General features: G+C 42.5%; 15 protein-coding genes. 12 read left to right on the forward strand and 3 right to left on the reverse strand.

Annotated features, from left to right (window positions below; genetic code table 11):
• Window positions 1-4: 4 nt before the first annotated feature.
• From T501_RS03520 to T501_RS03555, 8 genes are all read left to right on the forward strand, one after another.
• Window positions 5-1,777: a sensor histidine kinase gene (locus tag T501_RS03520; protein ID WP_197027912.1), complete on the forward strand. Its 1,773-nt coding sequence runs from the start codon at window positions 5-7 to the stop codon at window positions 1,775-1,777.
• Complete coding sequence (locus T501_RS03525) at window positions 1,767-2,555, forward strand: response regulator transcription factor (protein ID WP_044913336.1); 789 nt, start codon at window positions 1,767-1,769, stop codon at window positions 2,553-2,555. Before T501_RS03520 ends, T501_RS03525 begins: the two co-directional genes overlap by 11 nt.
• 101 nt (window positions 2,556-2,656) lie before the next feature.
• On the forward strand, window positions 2,657-4,219 hold the full coding sequence (locus tag T501_RS03530; protein WP_044913337.1) for an ABC transporter substrate-binding protein: 1,563 nt from the start codon (window positions 2,657-2,659) through the stop codon (window positions 4,217-4,219).
• 27 nt (window positions 4,220-4,246) lie between these two features.
• Window positions 4,247-5,173 carry an ABC transporter permease gene (locus T501_RS03535; RefSeq protein ID WP_155831433.1) on the forward strand — a complete coding sequence of 309 codons (927 nt, stop codon included), beginning with the start codon at window positions 4,247-4,249 and terminating at the stop codon, window positions 5,171-5,173.
• 21 nt (window positions 5,174-5,194) lie between these two features.
• Window positions 5,195-6,082: a carbohydrate ABC transporter permease gene (locus tag T501_RS03540; RefSeq protein WP_026510216.1), complete on the forward strand. Its 888-nt coding sequence runs from the start codon at window positions 5,195-5,197 to the stop codon at window positions 6,080-6,082.
• 123 nt (window positions 6,083-6,205) lie between these two features.
• Entirely contained in the window at window positions 6,206-7,546 is a 1,341-nt protein-coding gene (locus tag T501_RS03545) for a carboxylesterase/lipase family protein (RefSeq protein ID WP_044913338.1), read from the forward strand.
• A gap of 20 nt (window positions 7,547-7,566) precedes the next feature.
• Entirely contained in the window at window positions 7,567-9,465 is a 1,899-nt protein-coding gene (locus T501_RS03550; RefSeq protein WP_044913339.1) for a family 43 glycosylhydrolase, read from the forward strand.
• Between the two features lie 139 nt (window positions 9,466-9,604).
• Window positions 9,605-11,746 (forward strand): ATP-dependent helicase, encoded by a 2,142-nt coding sequence (locus T501_RS03555; RefSeq protein ID WP_044913341.1) that lies wholly within the window; start codon window positions 9,605-9,607, stop codon window positions 11,744-11,746.
• Between the two features lie 37 nt (window positions 11,747-11,783).
• On the opposite strand, the gene T501_RS03560 is transcribed toward T501_RS03555, so the two are convergent.
• The 3 genes from T501_RS03560 to T501_RS21725 form a co-directional block, all read right to left on the reverse strand.
• Window positions 11,784-12,365, reverse strand: a complete 582-nt coding sequence (locus T501_RS03560) for an ECF transporter S component family protein (protein WP_026510212.1) — start codon at window positions 12,363-12,365, stop codon at window positions 11,784-11,786.
• Between the two features lie 43 nt (window positions 12,366-12,408).
• On the reverse strand, window positions 12,409-13,389 hold the full coding sequence (locus tag T501_RS03565) for a nucleoside hydrolase (RefSeq protein ID WP_044913343.1): 981 nt from the start codon (window positions 13,387-13,389) through the stop codon (window positions 12,409-12,411).
• 539 nt (window positions 13,390-13,928) lie between these two features.
• Window positions 13,929-16,040, reverse strand: a complete 2,112-nt coding sequence (locus T501_RS21725) for a methyl-accepting chemotaxis protein (RefSeq protein WP_050008110.1) — start codon at window positions 16,038-16,040, stop codon at window positions 13,929-13,931.
• A 561-nt stretch (window positions 16,041-16,601) separates the two neighbouring features.
• Here T501_RS21725 and T501_RS03575 point away from each other — a divergent pair.
• The 4 genes from T501_RS03575 to gltB all read left to right on the forward strand — a co-directional run bounded on the left by T501_RS03575 (window position 16,602) and on the right by gltB (window position 26,835).
• Window positions 16,602-18,371 (forward strand): ammonium transporter, encoded by a 1,770-nt coding sequence (locus tag T501_RS03575; protein WP_026510211.1) that lies wholly within the window; start codon window positions 16,602-16,604, stop codon window positions 18,369-18,371.
• A gap of 62 nt (window positions 18,372-18,433) precedes the next feature.
• Window positions 18,434-20,017: an asparagine synthase B gene (gene asnB, locus T501_RS03580; protein WP_026510210.1), complete on the forward strand. Its 1,584-nt coding sequence runs from the start codon at window positions 18,434-18,436 to the stop codon at window positions 20,015-20,017.
• 53 nt (window positions 20,018-20,070) lie between these two features.
• Entirely contained in the window at window positions 20,071-22,179 is a 2,109-nt protein-coding gene (locus tag T501_RS03585) for a glutamine synthetase III family protein (RefSeq protein ID WP_044913345.1), read from the forward strand.
• A 108-nt stretch (window positions 22,180-22,287) separates the two neighbouring features.
• Entirely contained in the window at window positions 22,288-26,835 is a 4,548-nt protein-coding gene (gltB, locus tag T501_RS03590) for a glutamate synthase large subunit (protein WP_044913346.1), read from the forward strand.
• Window positions 26,836-26,880: the final 45 nt, after the last annotated feature.

The raw sequence follows: 26,880 nt of genomic DNA on the forward strand, positions 1-26,880 counted from the left end.
TAATGTGAAAGTAAAACGAGGACAAGCTATATCAAATATGGGAAGTTTTCGCAAGGCTCTTTCGATGTACACCGTGAGAGCCTTGTTTTTTGTGTCGGGATTTGTAGTTGTCATATGCATGATCACAATCTTTCTTGTAGTTACTGTTATGAACGGATTGTATACCCAGCAGAAAAATAATGCTGAGTCTGCCATAAAGGTGTATGTGTCTGAACTGGACAATTCCATATTGCAGGTCACAAAGCGCATTGCCAAGGAGGCCTCCGAGAACTACGATTTTTCATATCTGAATGATGCTGATATTGCAAGAGAAAATTATTACAAGATGATGGAAAGTGTTGTCAGTGTCCGGCTCAAAATGGATGACATCAGAACGGATAATGGCCTGGTATCAGGAGTATATATTGATTATCCGGATATTGATATGTTTCTGGTAAGCAATAATGATACAACAGGAAACAGCATGGTCGTCTTGCAAGAGTATGTCAGGGATACAGAAAAAAGCGATGAGGCGCAGGGAGCCTGGAAATTTGTGGATACAGGCGAAATGAAGCTTCTGGTATATGTAAGACAATTCAGAAATGCTTATTATGGTGCGTGGTTCGACATTGATAACTGCGCAAAAGAGTTCTCTTTTTATGATACCGATATGGCGAATATCAGCGTTTTTTGTGACAAAGAAGGAACGGTAATAGGGCCGACTGACAGGCTTGCGGATAACTTCCCGGATAAGGTCCCTTCGGAAAACAGCTGGAGTAATTCCAAAGGATTTCTCTATGAGGTTGCACGGGTTGAATCTGCTGTTGCCGATTATGAGATTGCTCAGCTGATTCCTCTAAATTCAGTTCTTAGCGGGGTGCCGTCACTCATATGGATATTGGTTATTCTGACTGTCCTGTCTATACTGATGGTCCCGGCCGTTATCTATGTCCTTAATAAGTGGATGGTAAGACCTATCACAGATCTTAACCTGGCGATGGATGAGATAGGCTCGGGAAATGTGGAATACAGAATTAAGGAAAGCGGTGCAATAGGAGAATTCGAGAAGCTAAACCATGAGTTTAACAAGATGATGGATGATGTGCAGCGTCTCCAGCAGGGAGTTTATGAGGAGCGTCTCAAGGAGCAGAATGTTCGCCTGAAATTTTTAAGCCAGCAGATTCAGCCACATTTTATCATGAACACTCTAAATATCCTGTACAGCTATGAGCAGGACGAATATCCCCTTATACAGAAGATGCTGATAAATCTTTCAAGATATTTTGCATACATAGTCAATGCCAGCAGGGATGAGGTGCTTCTCAAGGAGGAGATGAAACATATTCAAAACTATTTCGCTATCCAAAAAGTCAGATATCCCGATACTTTTTCCACGATCATAGAGTGGGAAGATGAGGTGGCAAATTGCCTGATTCCGCCGCTTCTTATCCAGAATTTTGCAGAGAATACCATAAAACACTCCATCAGGATAGGAGAGGAGATTCAGATTATCATAATAGCCAGGAGATACGATAAGGACCCGAATAAAGTTCAGGTGCTTATGCTCGATACGGGCAAAGGCATCAATGAAGAGACACTTGCAGTAATTCACAGATTTCAGGATACAGGGGTCAGGGAATCCCAGCTGGGCGTGGGCATTCAGAACGCCATAGAGAGGCTGAAAATCCTCTACGGCGTAGAGACCAGACTGGAAATAATGAGGGATGAGCCTCATGGAACAAGAATAGAGATAATACTGCCGCTCAAGCTGGCAGAGGATGAGGAAGATGATGAATAGGAAGCTTAATGCGCTGATTGTGGATGATGAAGCGGTTGTATTAAATTCCATGAAAAAAAGGATCATGTGGGACAAATACAACGTGGAGAATGTATATGTAGCAGGTTCGATGGCGATAGCCAAGAAGATATTTGAGAGGGAACATATTGATTTTATGCTCTCTGATGTGGAGATGCCGCAGGGCTCGGGGCTTGAACTGTTCGAATGGGTGAAGCTTCACTACCCTGCAACAGAGTGCATATATGTGACCTGCCACCCGGAATACGACTACATGAGAAAAGCGATGCTGCTCGGAAGTGTCGACTATATATTGAAACCAATAGACTACAGTGAACTTGATGAGATACTGACTAAGCTCGTGGAGAGGCTCCAAAGTGAGAGAGAAAAGGAGGAAATCCCTGGGGATATAGTCATACGTGTTGCAGTGCAGGAATCACAGGAAAATCATAATCAGTCTGTCCATGATGCCAAACGGTTCATATTAGAGCATATTCAGGAGGATATCTGCGTGGATGATATAGCTATGACTGTACATCTGAATGCCAGTTATCTCATGAGGACCTTCAAGAAAGAAACGGGGGTTTCGATTCTTGAGTATATCACGAATGAAAGGATAAAACTGGCGAAGGAGATACTTTTATCTACTGATTATCCGGTCACCAAAGTAGCGGAACTTGTGGGGTATCCCAACTATTCATATTTTACCAAAATCTTCAAGAAATCCGTTGGAGTTGGACCAAAAGGCTATAGGAATGAAAATGCAAAAAGTCATTTTTGAACATATAACAGGTAAGGATTTTTCTATTTTGAAAAATCCTTACCTGTTATCATTTGAGCAGTAACAAACATCAAAGTTGTAAATGGGAGGTAACAAAAATTATGAAGAAGAAACTTGTCAGTATTCTTACAGCCGGAGCTGTTGCAACAATGACTCTTGCTGGCTGTGGAGGAGCTTCAGATACTGCAACAGGTGAGGAAGAGACAGCATCAGCTGAGACCTCTGAGGGCACTGCAGGTAGTGAAGATAGCACATCTGATGCGGCTATAGATATGAGCGAAGAGCCTTACGAGATTGCGGTTCAGTTCATAGGACTTAATGAGTCTAACAATGATCTGGAGGCAGTTGAGGCTGCTATAAATGAGATTACTCTTGATAAGATAAATGCGACGGTTGACCTTCAGCCTCTTTTTATTGGGGATATGGGGACAACCACTTCCATGGGTATCGCCGGTGGTGAGAAGATGGATATTGTGACTGTCGGCCTGGTATACGCCATGAGTTCAGCAGTGAAGGATGGGGTGCTTCTTGAGTTGGATGACCTTATCGCAGAGAGAGGAAGCGCTATCTCAGAGGTATGTTCAACTGTTGAGGCAGCTCAGAGAATAAACGGCAAAACCTATGCGGTTTCCGGCTATCCTTATCCGGCAGTGGCAGGAGGCTTCGTATATAACAAGACTGTTGCCGATAAACTCGGACTCGATATGCATGACGGAATGACAATCGACGATCTAACAGCAGTGGGAGAGACTTTAAAAGAGCATGGCATGTATCTTACAAGTTTCTCTAATTCCGCACAGCTCAATTTCAAATTTATGAATTCCGTAGATGTTTACGGTGCTTCGGGAGACTATGGCGTAGTTATGGATCCTTCCAATGACACTACAGTAGAGAATGTATTTGCAACAGATGAATTTAAGCATTACTGCGAGACCGTAAAGACATGGTTTGACAACGGATATCTTCCGGAGGATCAGATGACAGATACAACTTCTGTTCAGCAGCATTTTGCCAATCAGAAAGTGTTTGGAACATCTACTGCATATACACCTGATCAGATAGCTGTATGGACAAACCCTGACTTTGAGACAGGAATAGTATCTATGAGTAATCCTATTATCCAGACATCCTTTGCCCAGGAGATGATGCTCGGCATTGCTGCAACATCAGAGAGACCTGACAAATGTATGGATCTTATCAACCTTATCTACTCTGATGCAGATGTTGCCAACCTCTTTAATTACGGTATTGAGGGTACAGATTATGTTGCAGTTGATGGAACCGATAATGTTATCACATATGACGGCACAGCCAATGCAGATCACAGCGGATATTACACATCCTTTATGCACTTTGGCAATCCCACAACAAGACATATTGTGGCTCCTCTTACAGATGAGTATGTGAATGATCTTGAAGCATTCAATGATTCTGCAGTTGTTTCCAAGGCTTTTGGATATGCATTTGACGCAGAGGCTTACAGTACACAGGCAGCCGGAATATCTGCAGTACTTGCAGAACAGCTTCCTCTGTTAAATGCAGGACAGGTCGAGGACGTGGATGCAGCTATCGAGAAGCTTGTCGGTGATCTTCAGACAGCAGGAATTGATGAGGTAATAGCAGCCAATCAGGAACAGCTTGATGCTTACCTCGCAGGTAATTAAGAGCAGGAGTTTTGAAGGAGCATGAGCATGAAAGGTAATAAAAAATCTCTCGGGAAACAGCTTCTGCACTGGCTTCCGTTTTATCTTATGGGACTTCCCGGATTGACTTATCTTTTTATAAATAACTATATGCCCTTGGCGGGTCTGCAGATAGCTTTCAAGGACTTTAACTACGCTAAGGGCATGTGGGAGAGTCCCTGGAATGGGGTAAAGAATTTTGAGTTTTTGTTTAAGAGCAATGACGCATTCGTTATGATCAGAAATACCCTGCTTTACAATATCCTATGGATTTTCCTTGGGATGGTACTTGGGGTTGGAGCGGCTATTCTCTTAAATGAGGTAAAAAATGCTGCGGCAAAGAAATTCTATCAGACAGTGATACTTCTCCCTTATCTGATGTCGATGGTTGTAATTGCATACCTTGTATATGCTTACTTATCGCCCACATCAGGCCTTATATCAAAAATGATCGGGAGAATTACAGGAAGCATACCTCAGTTTTATCAGGAGCCAAAATACTGGCCGTTTATTCTGACCTTTGTGAATCAGTGGAGAGGCATAGGCTTCGGAATGATCCTGTATCTGTCGAGCCTGCTGGGAATAGATCCCGCATACTACGAAGCCGCCTCATTGGACGGAGCCTCGAAGTGGCAGCAAATCCGCCTGATAACGATACCGCTCTTAAAGCCGACTATTCTCATGCTCCTGATATTAAATATGGGGCAGATTTTCAGATCCGACTTTGGTCTGTTCTATCAGGTTCCCATGATGCAGAGTGCGCTTATGCCTGCGACACAGACTATTGACACCTATGTGTACAGGGCGCTGCTTAAGCTCAACAACGTGGGTATGTCATCTGCGGCATCATTTATTCAATCAGTTGTAGGCTTTATATTCATCGTCGTTGCCAACAAGATTGTAAGCAGGCTTGATGAAAACAGTTCGGTATTCTAAGAAAGGGGCTATACAGGATATATGAAAACAAAGACACAAAAACGCTGGTCTTTAGCAGCGAATATCATATTGACAATCAGCTCACTTCTGGCAATACTGCCGTTCATACTGTTGGTGATTGCTTCATTTACTGATGAGGAAGTTGCCATGAATGACGGCTTTTCATACCTGCCAGCAAAGCTGTCTATGGCAGCCTTCGGGTATATTGGACAGCAGTGGGCGATGATAGGAAGAGCGTATCTGATGACGATTATTGTCACAGCAATTGGAACCGGTGCAAGCGTTGTAATGACAGCAATGCTGGCCTATATGCTCTCTCAGAGGAAGCTTCCGGGAAGAAAGATTTTGAATTTCCTTGTAGTATTCACCATGCTGTTTAACGGAGGCCTCGTTCCCACCTATATCATGTACGTGAGAATTTTTCATCTGAAAAACAGCATAGGAGGACTTATAGTGCCAAACCTCATGCTGAGCGGTTTCATGGTAATGCTGGTGAGAAACTATTTTGAAAACAGCATTCCCGAAGAACTCTATGAGGCTTCGAGGATAGATGGGGCAGGTGAGTTTTACAACTTTTTCCATATAGCCCTTCCACTGTCTGTTCCGATACTTGCCACCAGCGGACTTATGACGGGACTTGCATACTGGAATGACTGGCAGAACGGATTGTACTATCTTGATTCCAAGGGAGCAAAACTCTATACGGTACAGAACATTCTCAACAACATAAATGAGAATATCCAGTTTCTTGCATCCAATGCGACAGGCGGTGTTAACGTAGGAGATCTTCCGACAACTACAGTGAGGATGGCTATTGCATTGGTTGGAATACTTCCTGTGCTGATAATATATCCCTTCTTCCAGAAATACTTTGCAAAAGGTCTTACAATGGGCGCTGTGAAGGGATAATAGGATTTGGGACTATACTTTATGCCCGGGCTACGGCTCGGGCATGACTTGTATATGAAGAAGAGTCATAATGGCTTGATGTGCCGACAGTAGAGGATTAAGATTAATTGAGGAGCAGCGATCATGATAATAGATACAAAATACGGAAAGATACAAGGGCTTGATAAGGAGGGGTATTCCTGCTTCCTGGGAGTACCTTATGCGAAACCACCAGTGGGAGATCTCAGATGGAAGGCACCTGTGGAACCTGAGCACTATAGCGGTGTAAGGAAGGCTACGGCTTTTGGGAACAGATGCATGCAGGAGATTATCGAAGATGATCTTTACACGAAGGAATTCTACAGTAACAATGAGTACAACTGTACCATGTCCGAGGACTGTCTGTACCTGAATATATGGACGCCATTGACAGCAAAAGACGAGTGGGATTTGCCCGGTTCTGCAGAAAATAAGCGCTATCCTGTTGCCTTCTGGATTCATGGCGGGGCGTTTATGGGCGGCTATGCCAGTGAGATGGAGTTTGACGGTGAGGCCTACTGCAAAAGAGGCGTGGTGCTTGTAAGTGTTGAATACAGGTGCAATGTATTTGGATTTTGGGCACATCCCTGGCTGACAGAGGAGAATGAGAAAAAGATATCCGGCAATTACGGGATACTTGACCAGATAGCAGCACTTAGATGGGTTCATGATAATATTGCAGCTTTTGGAGGTGATGCTGATAACATTACTATTTTTGGACAGAGTGCGGGAGCGATGAGCGTGCAGACACTTCTGTCCAGTGAGCTTACAAATGGCCTTTATTCGAAAGCCATAATGCAGAGCGGCGGCTCCTATAAATATGGGCTTCACAGGGATATAACCCTGGGGGAACAGGAAAAAATAGGAAGAATGCTGCCGGAGGTACTTGGCGCAGCCGGTCTTGAGGAAATGAGAAGCCTTGATGCAAAGACAATAATCAGAAAGATGGGAGCATTTATTGGCAAGGGAATAGCCTCTTTTGACGGTTTATTTCTTATTCCGACAATTGATGGATATGTACTAAAAGATGGCTACTATAAACTTATGGATGAGGGTAAAATGCCCGACGTGCCATGCCTGATCGGATCAAATGCAGATGATATACTTCAGGATGAAGATAAGAGCGGTATAGCCAAAAAGCAGCCGCTTCATAAAGGAAGTGTAGCTTATAGCTTAAAACTTGAGGAGACGGGAAATCAGCCTGCCTATGTGTACTTTTTTAACAGGAAGCTTCCGGGGGATGATCATGGAGCCTTCCACTCAGCGGAGCTGTGGTATATGTTCGGAACACTTGGCAGATGCTGGAGACCGATGGATAAGCATGACTATGAGCTATCTGATGAGATGATGGATGCCTGGACCACGTTCATGAAACAAGGTCAATTTGGGGATGATGAATGGAAGAGGTGCATAAAGAGCGAACCTTATTACAGGGTATTTGAGTAGAGTTTGAAAGGAGTATAGCAATGAAAAAGTATTTTTGTAACCCGATAAACATCGATTATCACTATCAGTTTATCAAGGACAGTCTTAGAGGCGGAGAACTCCATATCTCGAGGGAGGCAGCTGACCCCACATTTTTATATTGGAAAGGGAAATATTATATTTTTGCTTCAATGAATCTCTCGGTGTGGGTGTCTGAGGATCTTGCGAATTGGAAGAGTGTGAAACTTCCTGATAATCTGCCGCTTGATGATTATGCACCAGATGTCAGAGTGATTGGAGACTACGTATATTTTTGTGCATCTAAGAGGGGCGAGATCTGTAATTTCTACCGCACCAAGGACATAGAGAACGGACCCTATGAAGAAATCCCGGGTACTTTTGATTTCTGGGATCCCGATCTTTTCTGGGATGATGATGGGAAGGTTTATCTATACTGGGGCTGCTCAAATATGACTCCCATATGGGGCGTAGAGCTGGATCCCGAGACGATGAAGCCGCTTACTGACAGGGTGGAACTTGTCCACGGAAGACCCAGGGAGCTTGGCTATGAGAGAGTGGGTGAGGACCACTGTAAGCCTCTTATCGAGGGCGAGGAGCTGGATAAACTCTTTGAAGAAGCCTCTAAAAAGATGGGAGAGGCAATCATGGCCAATGCTTCAGATACAGACAAGGCTTTTTTCAAGAGCATGCTAAGTAATAATCCGTTTATTGAAGGCGCTTATATGAATAAGCATGACGGAAAATACTATCTTCAGTATGCAGCAACAGGAGCTGAGTACAATGTTTACTGTGACGGTGTATATGTATCTGATTCACCCCTTGGACCATTCGAGCTTGCTGAGAATAATCCCTATTCTTATCAGCCGGGAGGCTTTATGCCGGGTGCCGGACACGGATCAACCATGGAGGATGCAAATGGTAACTTATGGCACACCTCGACAAGCCGCATAAGTCTTAATGACAGTATGGAGAGAAGGTGCGGCATATGGCGCGCAGGTTTCGACAAGGACGGCGAGCTCTTCTGCAATATGGGCTACGGCGACTGGCCGCAGTACGTGGATGGGGGCAAACTGGATCCCTGGCAGGAGCCTGAATGGTATCTTCTTAGCCGCGGCGCTAAGATGACAGCATCTTCTTACTGCGTAGGCGAGGGAAGCGGCGAAGGCGAAGGAGATACGAAAGTAGCAGTATGGGACAGCATATCAACCGCACCGGACAATGCTCCTTCAAGAGCTTCAGAGGAAGATGACAGAACCTGGTGGAGAGCTGCCGGGAAGGACGCCGGTGAATGGCTTATGATGGACCTTGAAGAGGTGAAGGACGTACGTGCAATTCAGATAAACTTTGCAGATGACCGCGTTGATGCACAGCCGGAAAAACAGATAACAGGACAGGGTATGGGCGTAAGGCTGATCGACGACAGAACTCATCACACCAGATGGACTTTGGAAGGCTCCTTGGACGGTGAGACCTTTGCTGTTTTGATGGATAAGTCCGATGCGGATACAAACCTTCCTCATGACTTTATAGTTTTGAATGATGGTGAAGGTCAAAAGCTTCGCTACATCAAGCTGACTGTTTGTGAGACACCCTTTGATCAAAATGCTGCCATATCAGGGCTTCGCGTATTTGGTAAGGGCAATGGAGAAAAGCCCCAGGAAGTGAGTTTTGAAGCGTCAAGACTCGATGACCTTGATATGCGTGTATCCATGCAGGCTCAGGGTGCAGAAGGCTACAATATCTGCTGGGGTCATGCTGCTGATAAGCTCTATCACAGCTGCATGTTTTACCCTGCGAAAGGTGCTGACAAGGCTGAGCGCATCATTGGCGCACTCATTTCCGGACAGGATGTATATGTAAGAGTTGATGCATTCAATGAGAACGGCATAACCTGCGGCAAGGTCAGGAAGCTCAAATAACGCCTTAGTTCTTAAAATACTTTCAGATTTGCCCCTTATTAATGTTATGATATATCTTACTTTAGTGAAGTTCCTTTCCGAATGTTGCTGGTAAAGCCTTCAGAAAGGCTGAATAAAAGGAGATTGCGTAACTGTTCTCATGACGGAAAATGAATTTTTTGAAAAATATGCCATAGGACTTAGCGAGCAGCAGCTGGATGCAGTAAGGACGGTGAAGGGACCGGTACTTCTTCTTGCTGTTCCGGGGAGCGGAAAGACTACGGTTTTGGTTAACAGACTTGGCTATATGCTTTTTTGTAAAGATATAGCACCGGAGAATATTCTGACCCTGACCTACACGGTGGCGGCTACCAGGGATATGGCTGCCAGGTTTGAAAAAATATTTGGAAGTGACATATCATCATTTCTTGAATTTCGCACTATCAATGGAATATGTGCAAAGATAATTGCCCATTATGGACGTCTTATCGGTAAGAATGCTTATCAGCTGGTCACTGATGAAAAGGTGATAAGTAAGATTCTTACCGAAAACTATGTCCGTATCTATGAAGAATATCCCACGGAGAGTGATATAAAAAGCGTGAGGACGCTTATCACCTACTGCAAGAACATGATGCTGACGAAGAAAGAAATCATGGAGCTTGAGAAAGAGGAAGATACGGCCATTCTGGATATATATGAAGCCTATAATAATGAGCTTAAAAAGAGAGAGATGATGGACTATGACGACCAGATGATCTATGCATACAGAATGCTTAAATCATCCCCGGATCTTCTTTCTTTTTACAAGAATAAATATCGTTACATCTGTGTGGATGAAGCCCAGGACACATCGAAAATACAGCATATGATAATAAGTCTTCTGTCAGGGACGGAGGGCAATCTTTTCATGGTAGGAGATGAGGATCAGAGTATTTATGGTTTTAGAGCAGCTTACCCTGAGGCACTCCTCAATTTTGAAAAGGATCATCCCGGAGCCAGAGTCCTTATAATGGATAGGAATTACAGATCTAGTGCCAATATTGTAGAGGCAGCAGACCGGTTTATACTTCACAACAGCATGAGGCATGATAAGCATATGAAGGCCAACAGGGAAAAGGCCTCTGATATTGGATATATCCATCTCAACAGCAGGAGAAATCAGTACAATTATCTGCTTAAGGTGGCAGCTGATGTGACAAGTCAGACGGCGGTTCTCTACAGAGATAATGAGAGTATTCTTCCCCTTGTGGATATTCTTGAGAGGGAGAATATTCCATATAGGATAAAGAGCGCTGATATGGCATTTTTTACTCACAGAGTAGTGACGGATGTCATCAATATGCTGCAGTTTTCCATTGATCCCTATGACAGCGATATTTTTCTGAAAATATATTTTAAATTCCAGACCTATCTAAAAAAGCCACAGGCTGAGAGGCTCTGCAGGATTTCTGCATCAAGTGATATTCCGATACTGGATGCTCTTGAAGAGACAGATATGATAAATGCAAGGGTAAAGGGTAAATGCAGATCAATAAGAACCCACTTTGCAAATATGAGGCACGAAGCACCGCTAAAGGCGCTGAATAGAATAGAGCAGTACATGGGATACGGCGAATATATGGAGGATAATCATCTCGATACCAACAAGATGTTCATTCTGAAGATGCTGGCAATGAGAGAGGAGTCCATCGATGGATTTTTAAGGCGGTTTGAAACTCTCAGGGATTTGATAAGCAATAAGGTTCCGGATTACAAGGCACAGTTTATTCTGTCGACCATCCATTCCAGTAAAGGATTAGAGTATGATGAAGTCTATCTGATGGATGTCTGTGACGGAGTATTTCCGGATGAAGTAATCAAGAATTACAACAGGGCGACACTTAAGGAAAAACGGGATTTTGAAGAAGAACGCAGAATTTTCTATGTGGGAATGACGAGAGCCAGAAACAAGCTTAATATATTCCTCTACAATGACGAAGAATCCACATTTGTAAAGGAAATCACCAGCATCTCAAGAAATGAAGAGCAGAGTATAAAAGAGAATGTCAAAAAAGCCAGGGCTTCCATAAAGAAGAGTCTTGAACCAAATAAAAGGAATCAGAGTACTACATCAGAGTACCCGTCAGATCTGGTGATCGGGCAAAAGATTGCGCAGCCCAAATACGGAAATGGCACTATAACTGATGTAGTCTATGATGATGATAATATCCCCTCCAAGTTTTCTGTAGTATTCGAGGATGGGAAGGAGAGGCTGTTTGCTTATCCCTTTGCATTTGTCATGGGGATGAGGCTTGTGTAATTAGTTCCATAAAGGCTCATTCAATATTGCAGTTTTATTAAAATTTAGGAGTATCTGCGTTATTTTCAATGTCATCAAAGTGAGTAAGCTCATAGGGAAGACGCTGCATGCATTGATAAACAAGTATAATTGCAATCACCTTATCAACATAGTCTGTAACAGCCTGTGTTAAGAAGGCACTTCCCAAAAGCTTTAATGCTGTCTGCGAGAGAGCCTGAACAAGAAATGTTGTGAATGCTGCAGAGGTTATTCCTCCAAAGAGGAAGGTCTCTATACATGCTGAAAGGGCAGAAGCAGGAACTGTAACAATAAGACATTTCCAAAGAATGGAAGAAATCATTATTCTCTTATTGTAGAAAAGAAGACCGGCAATTATGCCCATAAGCACACCGCTGAAGGAAAAGTATATTGCGTAGATATCTCCCAGCACGCCGTTTATTAAGCCTCCAACAAGTGCTGTAAGGCCGCCGGCTATAGGACCTAAAGCCATTCCGGCGAGCATGGTTCCGATACTGTCTAGAAATATCGGAAGATTAAAAAGCAAAGCAATCTTGCTCCCAATAATATTAATGGCAACCGCAAAAGCGACTAAAGTGATTTTTTTTGCATTGTTTTTCACGATTTATAATTCTCCTGTTTTTCGTCACTTGAGATTCCTAATGTCACCTCAGAATCAAATTACTGAATTTTGCCTTGCAATATTCAGGTTCTATATTAAGTACTCTTGTCAAAAACATTTCCCAGAACACAGCTTTGTCTACTTTCGTGTAGATGAGTGCATTACTTTCTTTCCTGTAAAAACTCATGGAATCAACTACTGTCTGACCAAGGCTTATGCCACCTGTTTCCACTTCTGTAAAGGCTTCAAATCCTGACAGGATATCAGGGTTTAAGAACTGTGCAACAGCAAGAGGATCATTTATGACGCAGCCTCTTATGTGCTCCCATTCCCAGTGAAATTTAAAGTAGAAGCTGGTGATTTTTTCGATGAAATCACCTGTAATGGGATTGGCTCTTTTCATTTCAGTCAAAATCTCAGGGGTAAGAACAATTTCTCTTGTTACATCAAGGCCAACCATCTCAATCTTCTTATGGTTCTCATAGAGCGTGTCGAAGACGAGCTTTGCACTGTCGGGATCCTCCCAATAGTTGTATTCTGCAACGGGAGAGCAGTTTCCGTGACTTCTGAAATTGCCGCCCATGGAAACCAGTCTTTTGATGGAAAGAAAAGCGGAAGGGGCCTTATCAATAAGCTCTGCCAGATTAGATAAAGGACCTAGTGCTATAACAGACACATCGCCTTGAAGTAAAGACTCATCCATAAACTTTACTGCTGATTTTTCAGGAATCTCCTGACCTTCCACCTCTGGCAAAAAGCTCTCACCAAGACCGTCACTTCCGTGAGTATCAAGGGCATTTACGTACTCTCTTTTTCTGGGCGCTGAAGCACCTGCATATACCGGTACATCGAGCCTTCCGAGGAATTTAAGTATACGTTTTGCATTTTTAAAACCAAGCTCCACCGGAGAGTTGCCGGCTACGATGGTTATTCCGATGACATCTATCTCCGGACTGTTAAGAGCCAGCATAATAGCTAAAGAGTCATCGATACCCGGATCGCAGTCAATGATTACTTTGTTCATAAATAACAACCTCTTAAAATGTCATATGTAAAAGACTATAGTAAATTTTTTTTGCAGGGCAGTATGTTACTTCATAAAATTATAATACATGCAATTCAGAATAGTTAACAAAAAAAGTTATTCAGTCGTTTCTGTTTTGTAAATTTTGGAAAATATTTAAGAGCAATTGTTATTGTTAATGACATGAATATTGTTTGATGATATAAATATACTCACTACTTACGACAGCAATTATATCGGAGGAAAAACATGGCTGAAGCAAATGATATGGCGATGCTTTCGCAGGAAGAAATTGACAAGCTGATCAAGAAATTGGAAGAAGAAAAAGAGTCATAAAATTTACCAAAGCGTTCATTTGGAGCAGGTTCCACCAAGGCCCTAATAGATTTTGCCAGGTGGACTTACAAGGCTCACACTTGGCTCGTATAAAAAACTATTAAGTGTGCGGCTCAAAGTCAAAAGGCGAAGACATCAGGTATTTACCAAAATGTCTTCGCCTTTTGAGCATATTTATAAGAAAAGAAATCTGATTATTTATATCAGGATTTGAAGAACTGCATTTCCTCGTTGAGCTTTTCAGCTATATCCTTAAGTGTTGAAGCGGAGCCTGCAAGTGTAGTAACCGTAGCTGAAAGTTCCTGCATGGATGCTCCTGTTTCTTCTGAAGAAGCTGCATTTTCTTCAGATATTGCGGAGAGTGCGCTCATGGTATCAACAACTGCATTCTTGGAGTTCTCACAGGTGTTTGCGCCTTTACTGATAAGCTGAACACCGCCAACGGTACTTCCGATATCTTCAAGCATACCGTTTACAGCAGCAAGGGTATCACCAAGGGCTGTCTGTTGGTCGATATTGCCCTGACGAACATCTTCGGCGGCATCAACAGCAGCTTTAGCCTGATTAAGGAGTGACTCCATTTCAACCTTGATATCATCAGCAAGTTGCTTGGAGTTTTCAGCAAGTTGTCCGATCTCCTCAGCAACAACCGCAAATCCTTTTCCTGCTTCGCCGGCTCTTGCTGCTTCGATAGAAGCATTGAGGGAAAGGAGATTGGTCTGGGTAGCTATGGAGGTAATACCTTCTACCTTGCCACCGATATTGGTAACGGCTTCCTGAGTTGCCTGAATGGTTCTTGATATTTCATCAATCTTAGCTGTCATCTCCTGAGAGGAATCCTGAAGTGAAGCAAGGGATTTGCTGGAAATCTCGGAAGCTTCCTTCATCTTACCTGCAGTAGTTGAAAGACTGTCAGTAGAATCCTGGACATCCGTTACAGCGTCACCGATACGTCCAACATTTTCGGATGCACTCTGGATTTCATCAGCCTGCTGTGTAGCTCCTGATGCAATTTCCTGAACGGCATTTGAAACGTCCTCAGCAGTCTGGGAAATCTGATTAGCCATATCAGATAATTCCTCTGATGATGAACTGACTGACATGGCAGAATCTTTGATATTGGTAACGATGCTTTCAAGTCGATTGATTACGTCATTTGTTGATTCCGTCATCAGACCAATTTCATCTTTTCTCTTCTTGACGCCGGTTATTTTGACAAATTCACCTTCTCTTAAGTGGGCAAGAGAATTAGCTACAACAGAGACTGCTTTGGCAATGCCGGTGGCCTGATAGATGATCACTATTGTAGTAAGTAAGACTGCTACAACACATACGATAATAGAGATGTACATGAGTGCATTAACCTGCTTTAATATCTCAGACTCAGAAATTCTAAGGCCGATTTTCCAGGTCATTTCAGGAACTTTACTCCAGAATAGAAGACGCTTGCCGCCTCCTGCTACAAAAGAACCTTCTCCGGAATCACTTGACTGCACGCTCTGAACATACTCACCTAATTCAGTCGAATCTTTGATATTCATCTGATCTTTACATGCATCAGGAAATTCGGGGTGATATATATAATTACCTACACCGTCAATTAAGAAAAGTGTTCCTGTTTCTCCAACTTTAATGGAGGCTATCTGTTCACTGATCTCTGTCAGCATAATGTCGACGGTGACACAACCGATAAACTGGCCATCAATAGTTTTTATGGGGGCAGAACAGGACGCCATGACGATTCCGCTTGCCGGATCGTAGTAAGGGTCAGTTATTGTTGCATTTGGCAGTGATTTGGCGTTTACATAGTATTCCTGTGAAAAATAGTCATAATCAGCATTTGAATAGTCCCATGTAAGCTCAAGATCTTTCCCATCCCAAACACCTTCTGATGTTGTGTTTTTATACCAATAGGGGCCGTAATATTGCTGCTCTTTATCAAATACATTTGGTTCAAACCAAAGACCTGCTCCAAGTACCAGGTCACTTCCTTCAATAACTTCGGTGAGGGCTTCTCCATAGCCATCTAAAGGGGTTGTCTCATAGGTTCCTGCAACCATTCTTGCTACGGTATCAGCCTGCGCCCGGATATTCTCCAGCTCAGAATAAATATAATTCGTATGCTCTCCAAGAGTTGCCTCCATTTCACTCGTGGAACGCTCAATTATCATATTTCTGCTTATGACGGTTGTAATTACGGTAAGGGCTATAAGAAGGATAGCAACAATAGGAACTATAGTTACAATAAGAGTTGCCTTAAGACTCATTCCCTCAATTTTCAGAGCATTGGAATTCTTGGTTTTTTCAGCAGCCATAATGACCTCCTTTAAAATTAAATCAGTATATAATCATAATAAAATATGTCTTTTATTTAGTTAATTAAAATTATATTAAACATCTATTAAATCGTATTTTATTAGACTATGGATTAATAAATTTGCTTTTAAGAGATTGAGATAAATGCAAACGCATAAAGCAAAATGTCCGGACTTTAGGCACCCGGACAAATAGTCAGGAAATTATTTTTAAAAAACTTCAAAAACATCTTGACACTTATTTAATGCAAGCGTAAAATCACAACCTATAAAGACAAGGGCGTCTTAGAGATAACACTCTAAGGCGCTTTTTCTGTATATTCAGGCAGAGCATTTGACGTGGTGTTTTTCGAGTATAGTGAGAACCATATGAGATCACTTTACGATGCATTTAGTTGGGTGTGAATGCTATAAGAATACGACTCCGGAGAAATGTATACACGTATTCAAACTTCAAATTTAAGACTTTAGCGGTGCAATGGGGCATCAGTTTCAGGACTGGTCTCTGCTGCGCCGCTTTTTTGCATAAACGACACAGTTATGCTTTTGGAGGAGCGGATTATGAGTGAAGAGTTAATGAGTATTATTGATGGAAAAATCTTTGGAGTGTGGTTTCTAATTGGCGCAGCTCTTGTTTTCTGGATGCAGGCAGGATTTGCAATGTGCGAAGCCGGATTTACAAGAGCAAAAAATACAGGAAATATCATCATGAAAAACCTGATGGATTTCTGTATCGGTACTGTTGTGTTTATCCTCATTGGTTTTGGACTTCTTCTTGGTGAAGATGTCATGGGGATAATCGGAAGACCGGGATTTGATATTTTTACAGGCTATGCAAATTTTGACTGGTCAAATTTCGTATTCAACCTTGTGTTCTGTGCTACAACAGCAACAATCGTTTCAGGATCAATGGCTGAAAGAACAAAGTTCATTTCCTACTGTGTATATTCAGCAGTTATTTCAGCAATCATTTATCCCATTGAAGCACATTGGATCTGGGGTGGCGGATTTCTTTCTCAGATAGGTTTCCACGATTTTGCAGGATCAACAGCAATCCATATGGTAGGTGGTATTTCAGCACTTATCGGAGCAACTTTCCTTGGAGCCCGCATTGGTAAGTTCGAGAGAGATAAGAACGGAAAAGTTACAAAAGTAAATGCTTTCCCCGGTCACAATCTCACAGCAGCAGCGCTTGGTGTTTTCATTCTCTGGCTTGGCTGGTACGGATTTAACGGAGCAGCAGCAACATCAATTGATCAGCTTGGTTCAATATTTGTAACAACAACAATAGCACCTGCTCTGGCAACAGTAACATGCATGATCTTTACATGGCTTAAGTATGGCAAGCCTGATGTTTCAATGTGTCTTAACGCTTCCCTGGCAGGTCTTGTAGCAATCACAGCACCCTGTGATGTAACAGATGCTTTTGGTGCAATTGTGATCGGTATCGTGGCAGGACTTCTTGTTTGCTTTGGTGTATGGCTTCTTGATTATAAGCTTCATATTGATGATCCTGTTGGAGCAGTTGCAGTACATTGCTTAAATGGTATCTGGGGAACAATTGCAGTTGGTCTTTTTGCAACAAATACAGCTCCGGGATACAGCATTGCAGATGCTGCCGGAAATGAGATGACAGGTCTTTTCTATGGCGGTGGTCTTAAGCTTCTTGGAATTCAGCTTGTTGGTTTTGTAGCAGTTGCAGGCTGGACAGCAGTAACAATCTCTATCACATTTGCAGTAATTAAGGCAGTTTTAGGACTCAGAGTAACAGAGGAAGAGGAAATCACAGGTCTTGACGCAACAGAGCATGGTCTTGCATCAGCATATTCAGGATTTGCTCTTATGGATATTTCAAACACATTGAACATGGATGTGAATGAAAACACAGACCTTGGTGCAAGTGACTATGATACAGCTACTGAATTCCAGAAAAATGCATCAGTACCTGTTGTTACATCACCTGTTAAAACAGAGACAGCTATTCATAAGGTAGTTATTGTAACCAAGCTTTCAAGATATGACAAGTTAAGAAAGGCAATGAACGAACTTGGCGTAACAGGAATGACAGTTACTCAGGTTATGGGATGTGGAGTTCAGAAGGGCTCCGGTCAGAAGTATCGCGGCGTTGAAATGGATGTAACACTTCTTCCCAAGATCAAGCTTGAAGTTGTTGTCAGCAAGATTCCTGTTGAGGATGTCATTGAAGCAGCTAAGAGAACACTTTATACAGGAAAAATCGGTGATGGTAAGATCTTCGTTTACAGCATCGACAATGTTGTTAAGATCCGCACCGGAGAAGAAGGTGTGCTTGCTTTAGCAGATGCAGAGTGATAAAGAGATTCAAAGTCAAATACGGCTATCATAAATAAAAATTTTCAGGAGGAACAATCAATATGTGCGCAATACTCACATATGCCAGAGATGAAATAAGTAAGGAGTTCTTTGAAGAAATGCTTGAAAGAACTGCATCAAGAGGTCCGGATAAGTCCAGGACATTAAAGGTTAATGGCGGCTATCTTGGTTTTAACAGGCTTGCGATCATGGGCCTTAACTGTAAAGGAATGCAGCCCTTTACCTTAAACGGAAATGCAGTTGTTTGTAACGGGGAGTTATATGGATTTAAAGCATTGAAGAACTATTTAAAATCTCTTGGCTATGCTTTTAATAGCGACAGTGATTGCGAAATAATACTTCCTCTTTATGAAAAACTTGGAACAAAAATGTTTGACCTTCTGGATGCTGAATTTGCAATGGTAATCTACGATTCTGAAAAACGCAGTTTTATTGCAGCCAGAGATCCGATAGGAATAAGACCTCTCTATTACGGTTATGACGATGATGGATATATCGTTTTTGCTTCAGAGCCAAAGAACCTGACAGGGGTATGTAAGAAAATAACTCCGTTTCCTCCCGGACATTATTACGAGGACGGTAAGTTCATATGCTACAGAGATATGACTTACGTAAAAGAAATTAAAACAGACAATCTGGAAACAATTACAAAAAACATTCACGATAAGCTCCTAAATGGAATAAAGAAGAGACTGGATGCAGATGCTCCTGTAGGATTCCTTCTTTCAGGAGGTCTGGATTCATCTCTTGTTTGCGGAGTTGCAGCAAAGCTTTCAGATAAACCAATTGAAACCTTTGCCATAGGAATGGATATAGATGCCATAGATCTTAAATATGCAAGGGAAGTGGCAGATTACATTCACAGCAGACATCATGAGGTGATAATCAGTAAAAAGGATGTAATTGATGCCATTGAACCGGTAATAGAAGCTCTTGGAACCTATGACATAACAACCATAAGAGCATCAATAGGAATGTACCTCCTATGCAAATGGATTCATGAAAACACTGATATAAAGGTGGTTTTGACAGGCGAAATATCTGATGAACTCTTCGGATACAAGTATACGGACTTTGCTCCGAGCGCAGCAGCTTTTCAGCAGGAAGCGGAGAAGAGAGTAAGAGAGCTTCATATGTATGATGTGCTTCGTGCAGACAGATGCATAAGTGTTAATTCACTGGAAGCAAGAGTTCCTTTTGGAGATCTTGATTTTGTGGATTATGTAATGAGTATAGATCCGGAGAAGAAGCTCAATACTTATGGAATGGGTAAATACCTGCTTAGAAAATCCTTTGAAGAAGACAAGTTCATCCCTCATTCAATACTGATGAGAGAAAAGGCAGCATTTTCAGATGCTGTGGGACATTCACTAAGGGATGACCTGATCGAATATGCTGAGTCTGTTTATTCAGATGAGGATTATATTTCCAATATTAAGAAATATGAACATGCAACACCTTTTACTAAGGAATCATTGCTTTACAGAGAGATATTTGAAAAATACTATCCTGATCAATCGGATATGATCATAGATTTCTGGATGCCCAATAAGAGTTGGAAGGGTTGTGATGTAAACGACCCGTCAGCAAGAGTGCTATCCAACTATGGTGCAAGCGGAAAATAACAAAAAGCATTGAAAACTATATATAGTTCAGAACCGGACTAAAGGAGGAAAATATGATAGAAGCATCAAAACTTACAGAAGAATTCGGATGTCTTGTATTTAATGACAAGATTATGAGAGAAAGACTGCCAAAGGATATTTACAAGGCAGTACATAAGACAATTGAAATGGGTTCACATCTTGAACTTGATGTGGCAAACACAGTGGCAGCAGTCATGAAGGAATGGGCTATTGAGAACGGTGCAACACATTTCACACACTGGTTCCAGCCAATGACAGGACTGACTGCAGAGAAGCATGACAGCTTTATTTCACCTACAGATAACGGATCCATTATTATGGAATTTTCCGGAAAAGAGCTGGTTAAGGGTGAGCCTGATGCATCAAGCTTTCCTTCAGGCGGCCTTCGTGCAACATTTGAAGCTCGTGGCTACACAGCATGGGATCCTTCATCTCCTGCATTCATAAAAGACGGTTCTCTTTACATTCCTACAGCATTCTGTTCCTATGGCGGAGAAGCGCTGGATAAAAAAACACCTCTCTTGCGCTCGATGGAAGCTCTGTCCAGGGAATCAGTTAAGCTGCTCCACCTCCTGGGGTATGAGGATGTAAAACGCGTAAACACCACAATCGGCTCTGAGCAGGAGTATTTTTTGATAGATAAAGATTTTTATAAAAAGAGAAAGGACCTTCTTTTTACCGGACGAACCCTCATTGGAGCTCCGGCTACGAAAGGTCAGGAGATGGAGGATCATTATTTTGGAGTTATTAAGCCCAAGGTTTCAGCTTACATGCATGACCTTGATGAAGAACTCTGGAAGCTTGGAATCCCTGCAAAGACAAAGCACAACGAGGTAGCACCTTCACAGCATGAGATGGCACCTGTATTTGAAACAGCCAACATTGCAGTTGATCACAACCAGCTCACAATGGAGGTTATGAAGAAGGTTGCAGATAAACATAATTATGCATGTCTTTTGCATGAAAAGCCCTTCGAAGGAATTAACGGTTCAGGAAAACACAACAACTGGTCAGTATGCACTGATACAGGATTAAACCTTCTTGATCCCGGCAAAAATCCCGGTGAGAACATACCGTTTTTGCTTTTCCTTATGGCTGTAATTTCTGCAGTTGATGAGTATGCACCGATTTTAAGACTTTCTGTTGCATCAGCAGGAAATGATCACAGACTTGGTGGAAACGAAGCACCGCCGGCTATCATATCAATCTTCCTTGGAGATGAGCTTGCAGAAGTACTTAAGGCAATAGAAGATGGAAAATCCTATATCAGCCAGGGTAAGGTTCAGATGGCTATGGGTGCTAAGGTACTTCCTCATTTCACAAAGGATAATACAGACAGAAACAGAACATCACCTTTTGCATTTACAGGAAATAAGTTTGAGTTCCGTATGCCGGGCTCCTCAGTTTCAGTAGCAAACGCTAACATTGTTCTTAATACTGCAGTTGCTGAAGAGGTTGCAAGACTTTACGAGAAACTCTCAGCTTACAGCGGAGATGAGTTAAAGGAAAAGATAACAGAGGTTCTTAAGGAAGAACTTGTAGCTCACAAGAGAGTACTCTTTAACGGCAACGGATACACAGATGAGTGGGTAGAGGAAGCTGCAAAGAGAGGTCTTCCGAATCTTAAGTCACTTCCTGATGCAATGCCTTACTGGATCAGTGATGAGTCTTTAGAGCTTTTCACAAAGCACGGAATATTTACTAAGGAAGAAATTCATTCAAGATACGATATTCTTCTTGAGAATTATTCAAAATCAGTACACATTGAGTCACTTACAATGCAGGAGATGGTAAGAAAAGATCTTACAGAGGGTATCGTATCTTACCAGAAGGATCTTAGCAAAGAGATTATTCAGAAGAAGAGTCTTCTTGGTGATGGTGCTTCAGTCCTTGAGACCGGAGTACTTGCAACAATAGATAAAGCATCTGCAGGAATGTGCAAGGCACTTGAAAAGCTTGCAGCAGATACCAGGGTGGCAGAAGAGAAGGAAGAACTTCTTGAGCAGGCAAGCTATTATCAGCAGACAATTCTTGCAGATATGGATGAACTTCGCAAGTATGCTGATGAGGCAGAAGCACTTATTCCTGATAAGTACCTCAGCTATCCCACATATGGTCAGATGCTGTTTTCACTCAGATAACTGGTTATTAAAGCACAATGGTGCTGGCTCAAACGGAAATCAAACACAGAGCTAAAAATATTCCCTCATTCGGTGTAAAAACCGGATGAGGGCAAAAGGCGGTAAGGAATGGATAATTGGATGAATGAGCGCGATGCCTGTGGTATCGGCGCAGTAATTAATATAGATGGCAAGGCTGACAATAAAGTTCTCGACGATGCGCTTAGCATTGTCGAGAAACTTGAGCATAGAGCCGGAAAAGATGCTACAGGAAAAGTCGGCGATGGCGTTGGAATCCTTGTCCAGATATCTCATAAATTCTTTTCAAAGGAAGCATTAAAGTCCGGGATACAGCTGAAATCTGCTGGGGATTATGGAATAGGTATGTTCTTTTTCCCTCAGGACTCCATGAAAAGAATGTTTGCAAAGAGAATGCTTGAAGTCATAGCGGAGAAGGAGAACCTTAAGGTACTTGGCTGGAGAGATGTGGAAATTCACCCTGAAATACTGGGAGAAGTAGCAAGAAACTGTATGCCCCACATAAGTCAGTGTTTTGTTGAGAGACCTTCCGATGTGAAAAGAGGTATAGATTTTGACAGACGACTTTATCAGCTTAGACGTGAGTATGAGAAGTCCTCTGAGGATACATATATTTGCTCCTTTTCATCAAGGACAATTGTGTATAAGGGAATGTTTCTCGTAGGCCAGCTGCGCAATTTCTATGAGGATCTGCTATCACCTGACTATAATACAGCAATCGCACTTGTTCACAGCCGTTTTTCAACAAATACCACACCCTCCTGGCAAAGAGCTCATCCTTACAGGATGATAGCCCACAACGGAGAGATAAATACTATTCGAGGTAACAGTGACAGAATGCTTGCCCGTGAAGAGACTATGTCATCTGATGTTTTTGGTGATGATCTTGGTAAGGTTTATCCTGTCATCGCTTCTTCAGGCTCTGACTCAGCAATGCTGGATAATACCCTGGAATTCCTCTACATGAACGGAATGGATCTTCCACTTGCAATGATGCTGACCATACCTGAACCCTGGAAGCACAATGACTTCATGGAGCAGTCAAGAAAAGATTTTTATCATTACTATGCAACCATGATGGAACCCTGGGATGGTCCTGCTGCAGTACTTTTTACGGATGGCGAAGTATTTGGTGCAACTCTTGACAGAAACGGACTAAGACCCTCCAGATATTATGTCACAAAGGACGGAAGACTCATCCTGTCATCCGAAGTAGGTGTTCTTGATATACCTGAGGAAAACATAATCAGGAAATCACGCCTTTCACCGGGCCATATGCTTTTGGTTGATACAAAAGAAGGACGAATCATCTCTGATGAGGAATGTAAGGAGAAGTATTCTACATCAAAGCCCTATGGTGAGTGGCTTGACAGATATCTTTTACATCTTGGCACACTTGAAATACCGAATAGGAAAATACCCAGAAGCTCTCAGGAGATGAGAGATAAGCTCTACAAAGTCTTCGGATACTCCTATGAAGATGTGAAAAATCAGATTATGCCAATGGCAATGAATGGAATAGAATCTACAGTTTCCATGGGAACTGATATTCCGCTGGCAATGTTATCACAGCATCATCAGCCGCTATTTTGTTATTTTAAGCAGCTTTTTGCACAGGTTACTAATCCGCCCATTGACTCCCTCAGAGAGAAGGTTGTAACCGACACCACGGTTTACATTGGGTCAGACGGTAATCTTCTTAATGAAAAGAGCGATAACTGCCGCGTGTTGGAGGTCAATAACCCCATTCTTACAGGCGTAGACCTTATGAAAATTGAAGCCTTGGACCAGCCGGGCTTCCATGTAAGAAAAATATCACTTCTATATTATAAGAATGCTCCTGTTGAAAGAGCGCTTGAACAGCTTTGCATCTCAGTGGACAGAGCAGTAGCAGACGGAGTAAATATTGTGATCCTCTCAGACAGAGGCGTAGACGAAAACCACATGCCAATACCGTCACTTCTTGCTGTATCTGCCGTTGAGCAGCATCTTGTCAGAACCAAAAAGCGCACTGCGGTATCACTTATTCTAGAGAGTGGTGAACCCAGAGATGTTCATCAGATAGCAACACTGCTTGGATTTGGTGCAAGAGCCATAAATCCTTACCTTGCTCAGGAATGTATTGCTGAGCTTATAGACATAGGAATTCTTGATAAGGACTATCACACTGCGATTGCTGATTACAATAAGGCACTTCTTGGCGGCGTTGTTAAGATTGCGGCAAAGATGGGAATATCAACGCTTCAGTCTTACCAGTCCGCAAGGATTTTTGAAGCTATTGGACTTTCAGCTGAGTTTGTTGATAAATATTTTACAGGAACCATAAGCCGGGTTGGCGGAATCGGAATTAAGGAAATAGGTGAAGATGTAGAGCTTCGTCATAACAAGGCATTTGATCCGCTCGGATTATCTACGGATACAACCCTGGATTCTATCGGATTCCATTCCCTTAGAAGCGGTGAAGACAAAGAAGACCATATGTACAGTCCCAAAACAATCGTAACCCTGCAGAGAGCAGTACGTGAAGGAGATTACGAGCGCTTTAAGGAATATACGAAAATGGTTGATGATGAGGACAGACCTCATACACTTCGTGCACTTTTATCCTTTGTCCCCTCTGGAAATCCTGTACCACTTGAGGAAGTAGAGAGCGAAGAGGAGATAGTAAAAAGATTCCAGACAGGTGCAATGTCATATGGCTCCCTTTCAAAGGAAGCCCATGAAACTCTTGCCATAGCGATGAACAGGCTTGGCGGAAAATCAAATACCGGTGAAGGCGGCGAAGATGTTGCACGTTTTGGCACAAACAAAAACAGTGCAGTAAAGCAGGTTGCATCAGGAAGATTCGGCGTAACCAGCAGATATCTTCAAAGTGCAAAAGAGATTCAGATAAAGATGGCACAGGGAGCAAAGCCAGGAGAGGGTGGACATCTTCCCGGAAAGAAGGTATACCCCTGGGTTGCATCAACCAGATTTTCTACTCCCGGTGTAGCGCTGATATCACCGCCACCTCATCATGATATTTACTCAATTGAGGATCTTGCTCAGCTTATCTACGATCTTAAAAATGCTAATGATAAAGCAAGAATTTCAGTAAAGCTTGTGTCAGAGGCAGGAGTTGGAACTATTGCATCAGGTGTTGCCAAGGCAGGAGCTCAGGTTATTCTGGTTTCAGGTTATGACGGAGGAACAGGCGCTGCTCCCTCATCCTCAGTCCATCACGCAGGACTTCCCTGGGAGCTTGGAGTAAGTGAAGCTCACCAGTCACTTCTTGATAATGGACTCAGAAGCAGAGTAGTTCTTGAGACTGACGGAAAACTTATGACCGGACGAGATGTGGCAATCGCTGCACTTCTGGGTGCTGAGGAATTCGGTTTTGCTACGGCTCCCCTTGTATGCATGGGCTGCATGATGATGAGAGTCTGCTCCAAGGATACCTGTCCTGTGGGAATTGCAACTCAAAATGAAGAACTTAGGAAAAGATTTGCAGGAAAGCCTGAACATGTTATGAACTTCATGCTTTTTGTGGCAAGACAGCTTCGTGAGATCATGAGTGAGCTTGGATTCAGGAAGCTTACGGACATGGTTGGAAGAACAGATTGTCTCAGGATGAGAACTGTCGCAGGTGCAAGATGCAAGGATGCTGCAGACCTCAGCAGAATCTTGAATAAGTCCTATGCCGGATGCGAAAAGAATCACTTTAATCCTGCTGATGTATATGATTTTGGACTTGAAAAGACGCTGGATAAAAAGATTCTTGTTCCTGAATATGAAAAGGCTAAACAGTCATTAAAGGAGAATCTTGAAGCTGCTTTTGTTGACGGTGCTGCAGGAGTTTCTAAGTCAGTCCTTAGCCTCGATGTAGATATATCAAGTACAGACAGAAGTTTTGGAACACTTCTTGGAAGCAGGGTTACAGCTGATTTTAAAAACTCACTTCCGGATGATTCAATTGTAGTAAATGCCAGTGGCGGAGGCGGCCAGTCCTTTGGTGCATTCCTTCCTAAAGGTGTTACTTTAAAGCTTTATGGTGATGCAAATGATGGCTTTGGAAAAGGACTTTCAGGCGGAAAGGTAATTGTAAGACCTTCCAAAAAAGCTACATATAAAGCTCATGAGAATATCATAATCGGTAATGTGGCTCTCTATGGTGCAACGGCAGGAAAGGCATATGTATGCGGCGTTGCAGGCGAGAGATTCTGTGTAAGAAATTCCGGTGCCATAGCAGTTTCTGAAGGATGCGGAGATCATGGCCTTGAATATATGACAGGCGGAAGAGCAGTTATTCTCGGAATGACAGGTAAAAACTTTGCAGCCGGTATGAGTGGCGGAATAGCCTATGTTCTTGATAAGGAGCATACGCTGTATCTCAGAATGAACAAGGATATGGCATCTCTATATGAGCTCACTGAAAAGTACGATATAGCTGAACTTAAAGAAATACTTGAAGATTATGTTGCTGAGACAGGCTCTGAATATGGTGCAGAAATCCTTGCCAACTTTGAAGACTATATTCCTGATTTTAAGAAAATAGTTCCGAATGATTATCAAAAGATGCTGACTGCAATCGGTAAGTATGAGGAGCAGGGAATAGATCACGAGCATGCAATTTTAGAGGCATTTAAGGAACTTGCTTAAATATTTTTGATGGATATCAAACTGAAAAAAATACAGTCCTGAGGA

The organism is Butyrivibrio sp. WCE2006 (assembly GCF_000701985.1).
In the GTDB taxonomy this organism is placed as follows: domain Bacteria; phylum Bacillota; class Clostridia; order Lachnospirales; family Lachnospiraceae; genus Butyrivibrio.

What these genes read in the sequence shown, in the direction of transcription:
- T501_RS03585 (WP_044913345.1), top strand. Translation starts at nt 20,071, where the DNA reads ATGATAGAAGCATCAAAACTTACAGAAGAATTCGGATGTCTTGTATTT.
- T501_RS03565 (WP_044913343.1), bottom strand. Translation starts at nt 13,389, where the DNA reads ATGAACAAAGTAATCATTGACTGCGATCCGGGTATCGATGACTCTTTA.
- asnB (WP_026510210.1), top strand. Translation starts at nt 18,434, where the DNA reads ATGTGCGCAATACTCACATATGCCAGAGATGAAATAAGTAAGGAGTTC.
- T501_RS21725 (WP_050008110.1), bottom strand. Translation starts at nt 16,040, where the DNA reads ATGGCTGCTGAAAAAACCAAGAATTCCAATGCTCTGAAAATTGAGGGA.
- T501_RS03530 (WP_044913337.1), top strand. Translation starts at nt 2,657, where the DNA reads ATGAAGAAGAAACTTGTCAGTATTCTTACAGCCGGAGCTGTTGCAACA.
- T501_RS03550 (WP_044913339.1), top strand. Translation starts at nt 7,567, where the DNA reads ATGAAAAAGTATTTTTGTAACCCGATAAACATCGATTATCACTATCAG.
- T501_RS03555 (WP_044913341.1), top strand. Translation starts at nt 9,605, where the DNA reads ATGACGGAAAATGAATTTTTTGAAAAATATGCCATAGGACTTAGCGAG.
- T501_RS03540 (WP_026510216.1), top strand. Translation starts at nt 5,195, where the DNA reads ATGAAAACAAAGACACAAAAACGCTGGTCTTTAGCAGCGAATATCATA.
- gltB (WP_044913346.1), top strand. Translation starts at nt 22,288, where the DNA reads ATGGATAATTGGATGAATGAGCGCGATGCCTGTGGTATCGGCGCAGTA.
- T501_RS03545 (WP_044913338.1), top strand. Translation starts at nt 6,206, where the DNA reads ATGATAATAGATACAAAATACGGAAAGATACAAGGGCTTGATAAGGAG.
- T501_RS03535 (WP_155831433.1), top strand. Translation starts at nt 4,247, where the DNA reads ATGAAAGGTAATAAAAAATCTCTCGGGAAACAGCTTCTGCACTGGCTT.
- T501_RS03575 (WP_026510211.1), top strand. Translation starts at nt 16,602, where the DNA reads ATGAGTGAAGAGTTAATGAGTATTATTGATGGAAAAATCTTTGGAGTG.
- T501_RS03525 (WP_044913336.1), top strand. Translation starts at nt 1,767, where the DNA reads ATGATGAATAGGAAGCTTAATGCGCTGATTGTGGATGATGAAGCGGTT.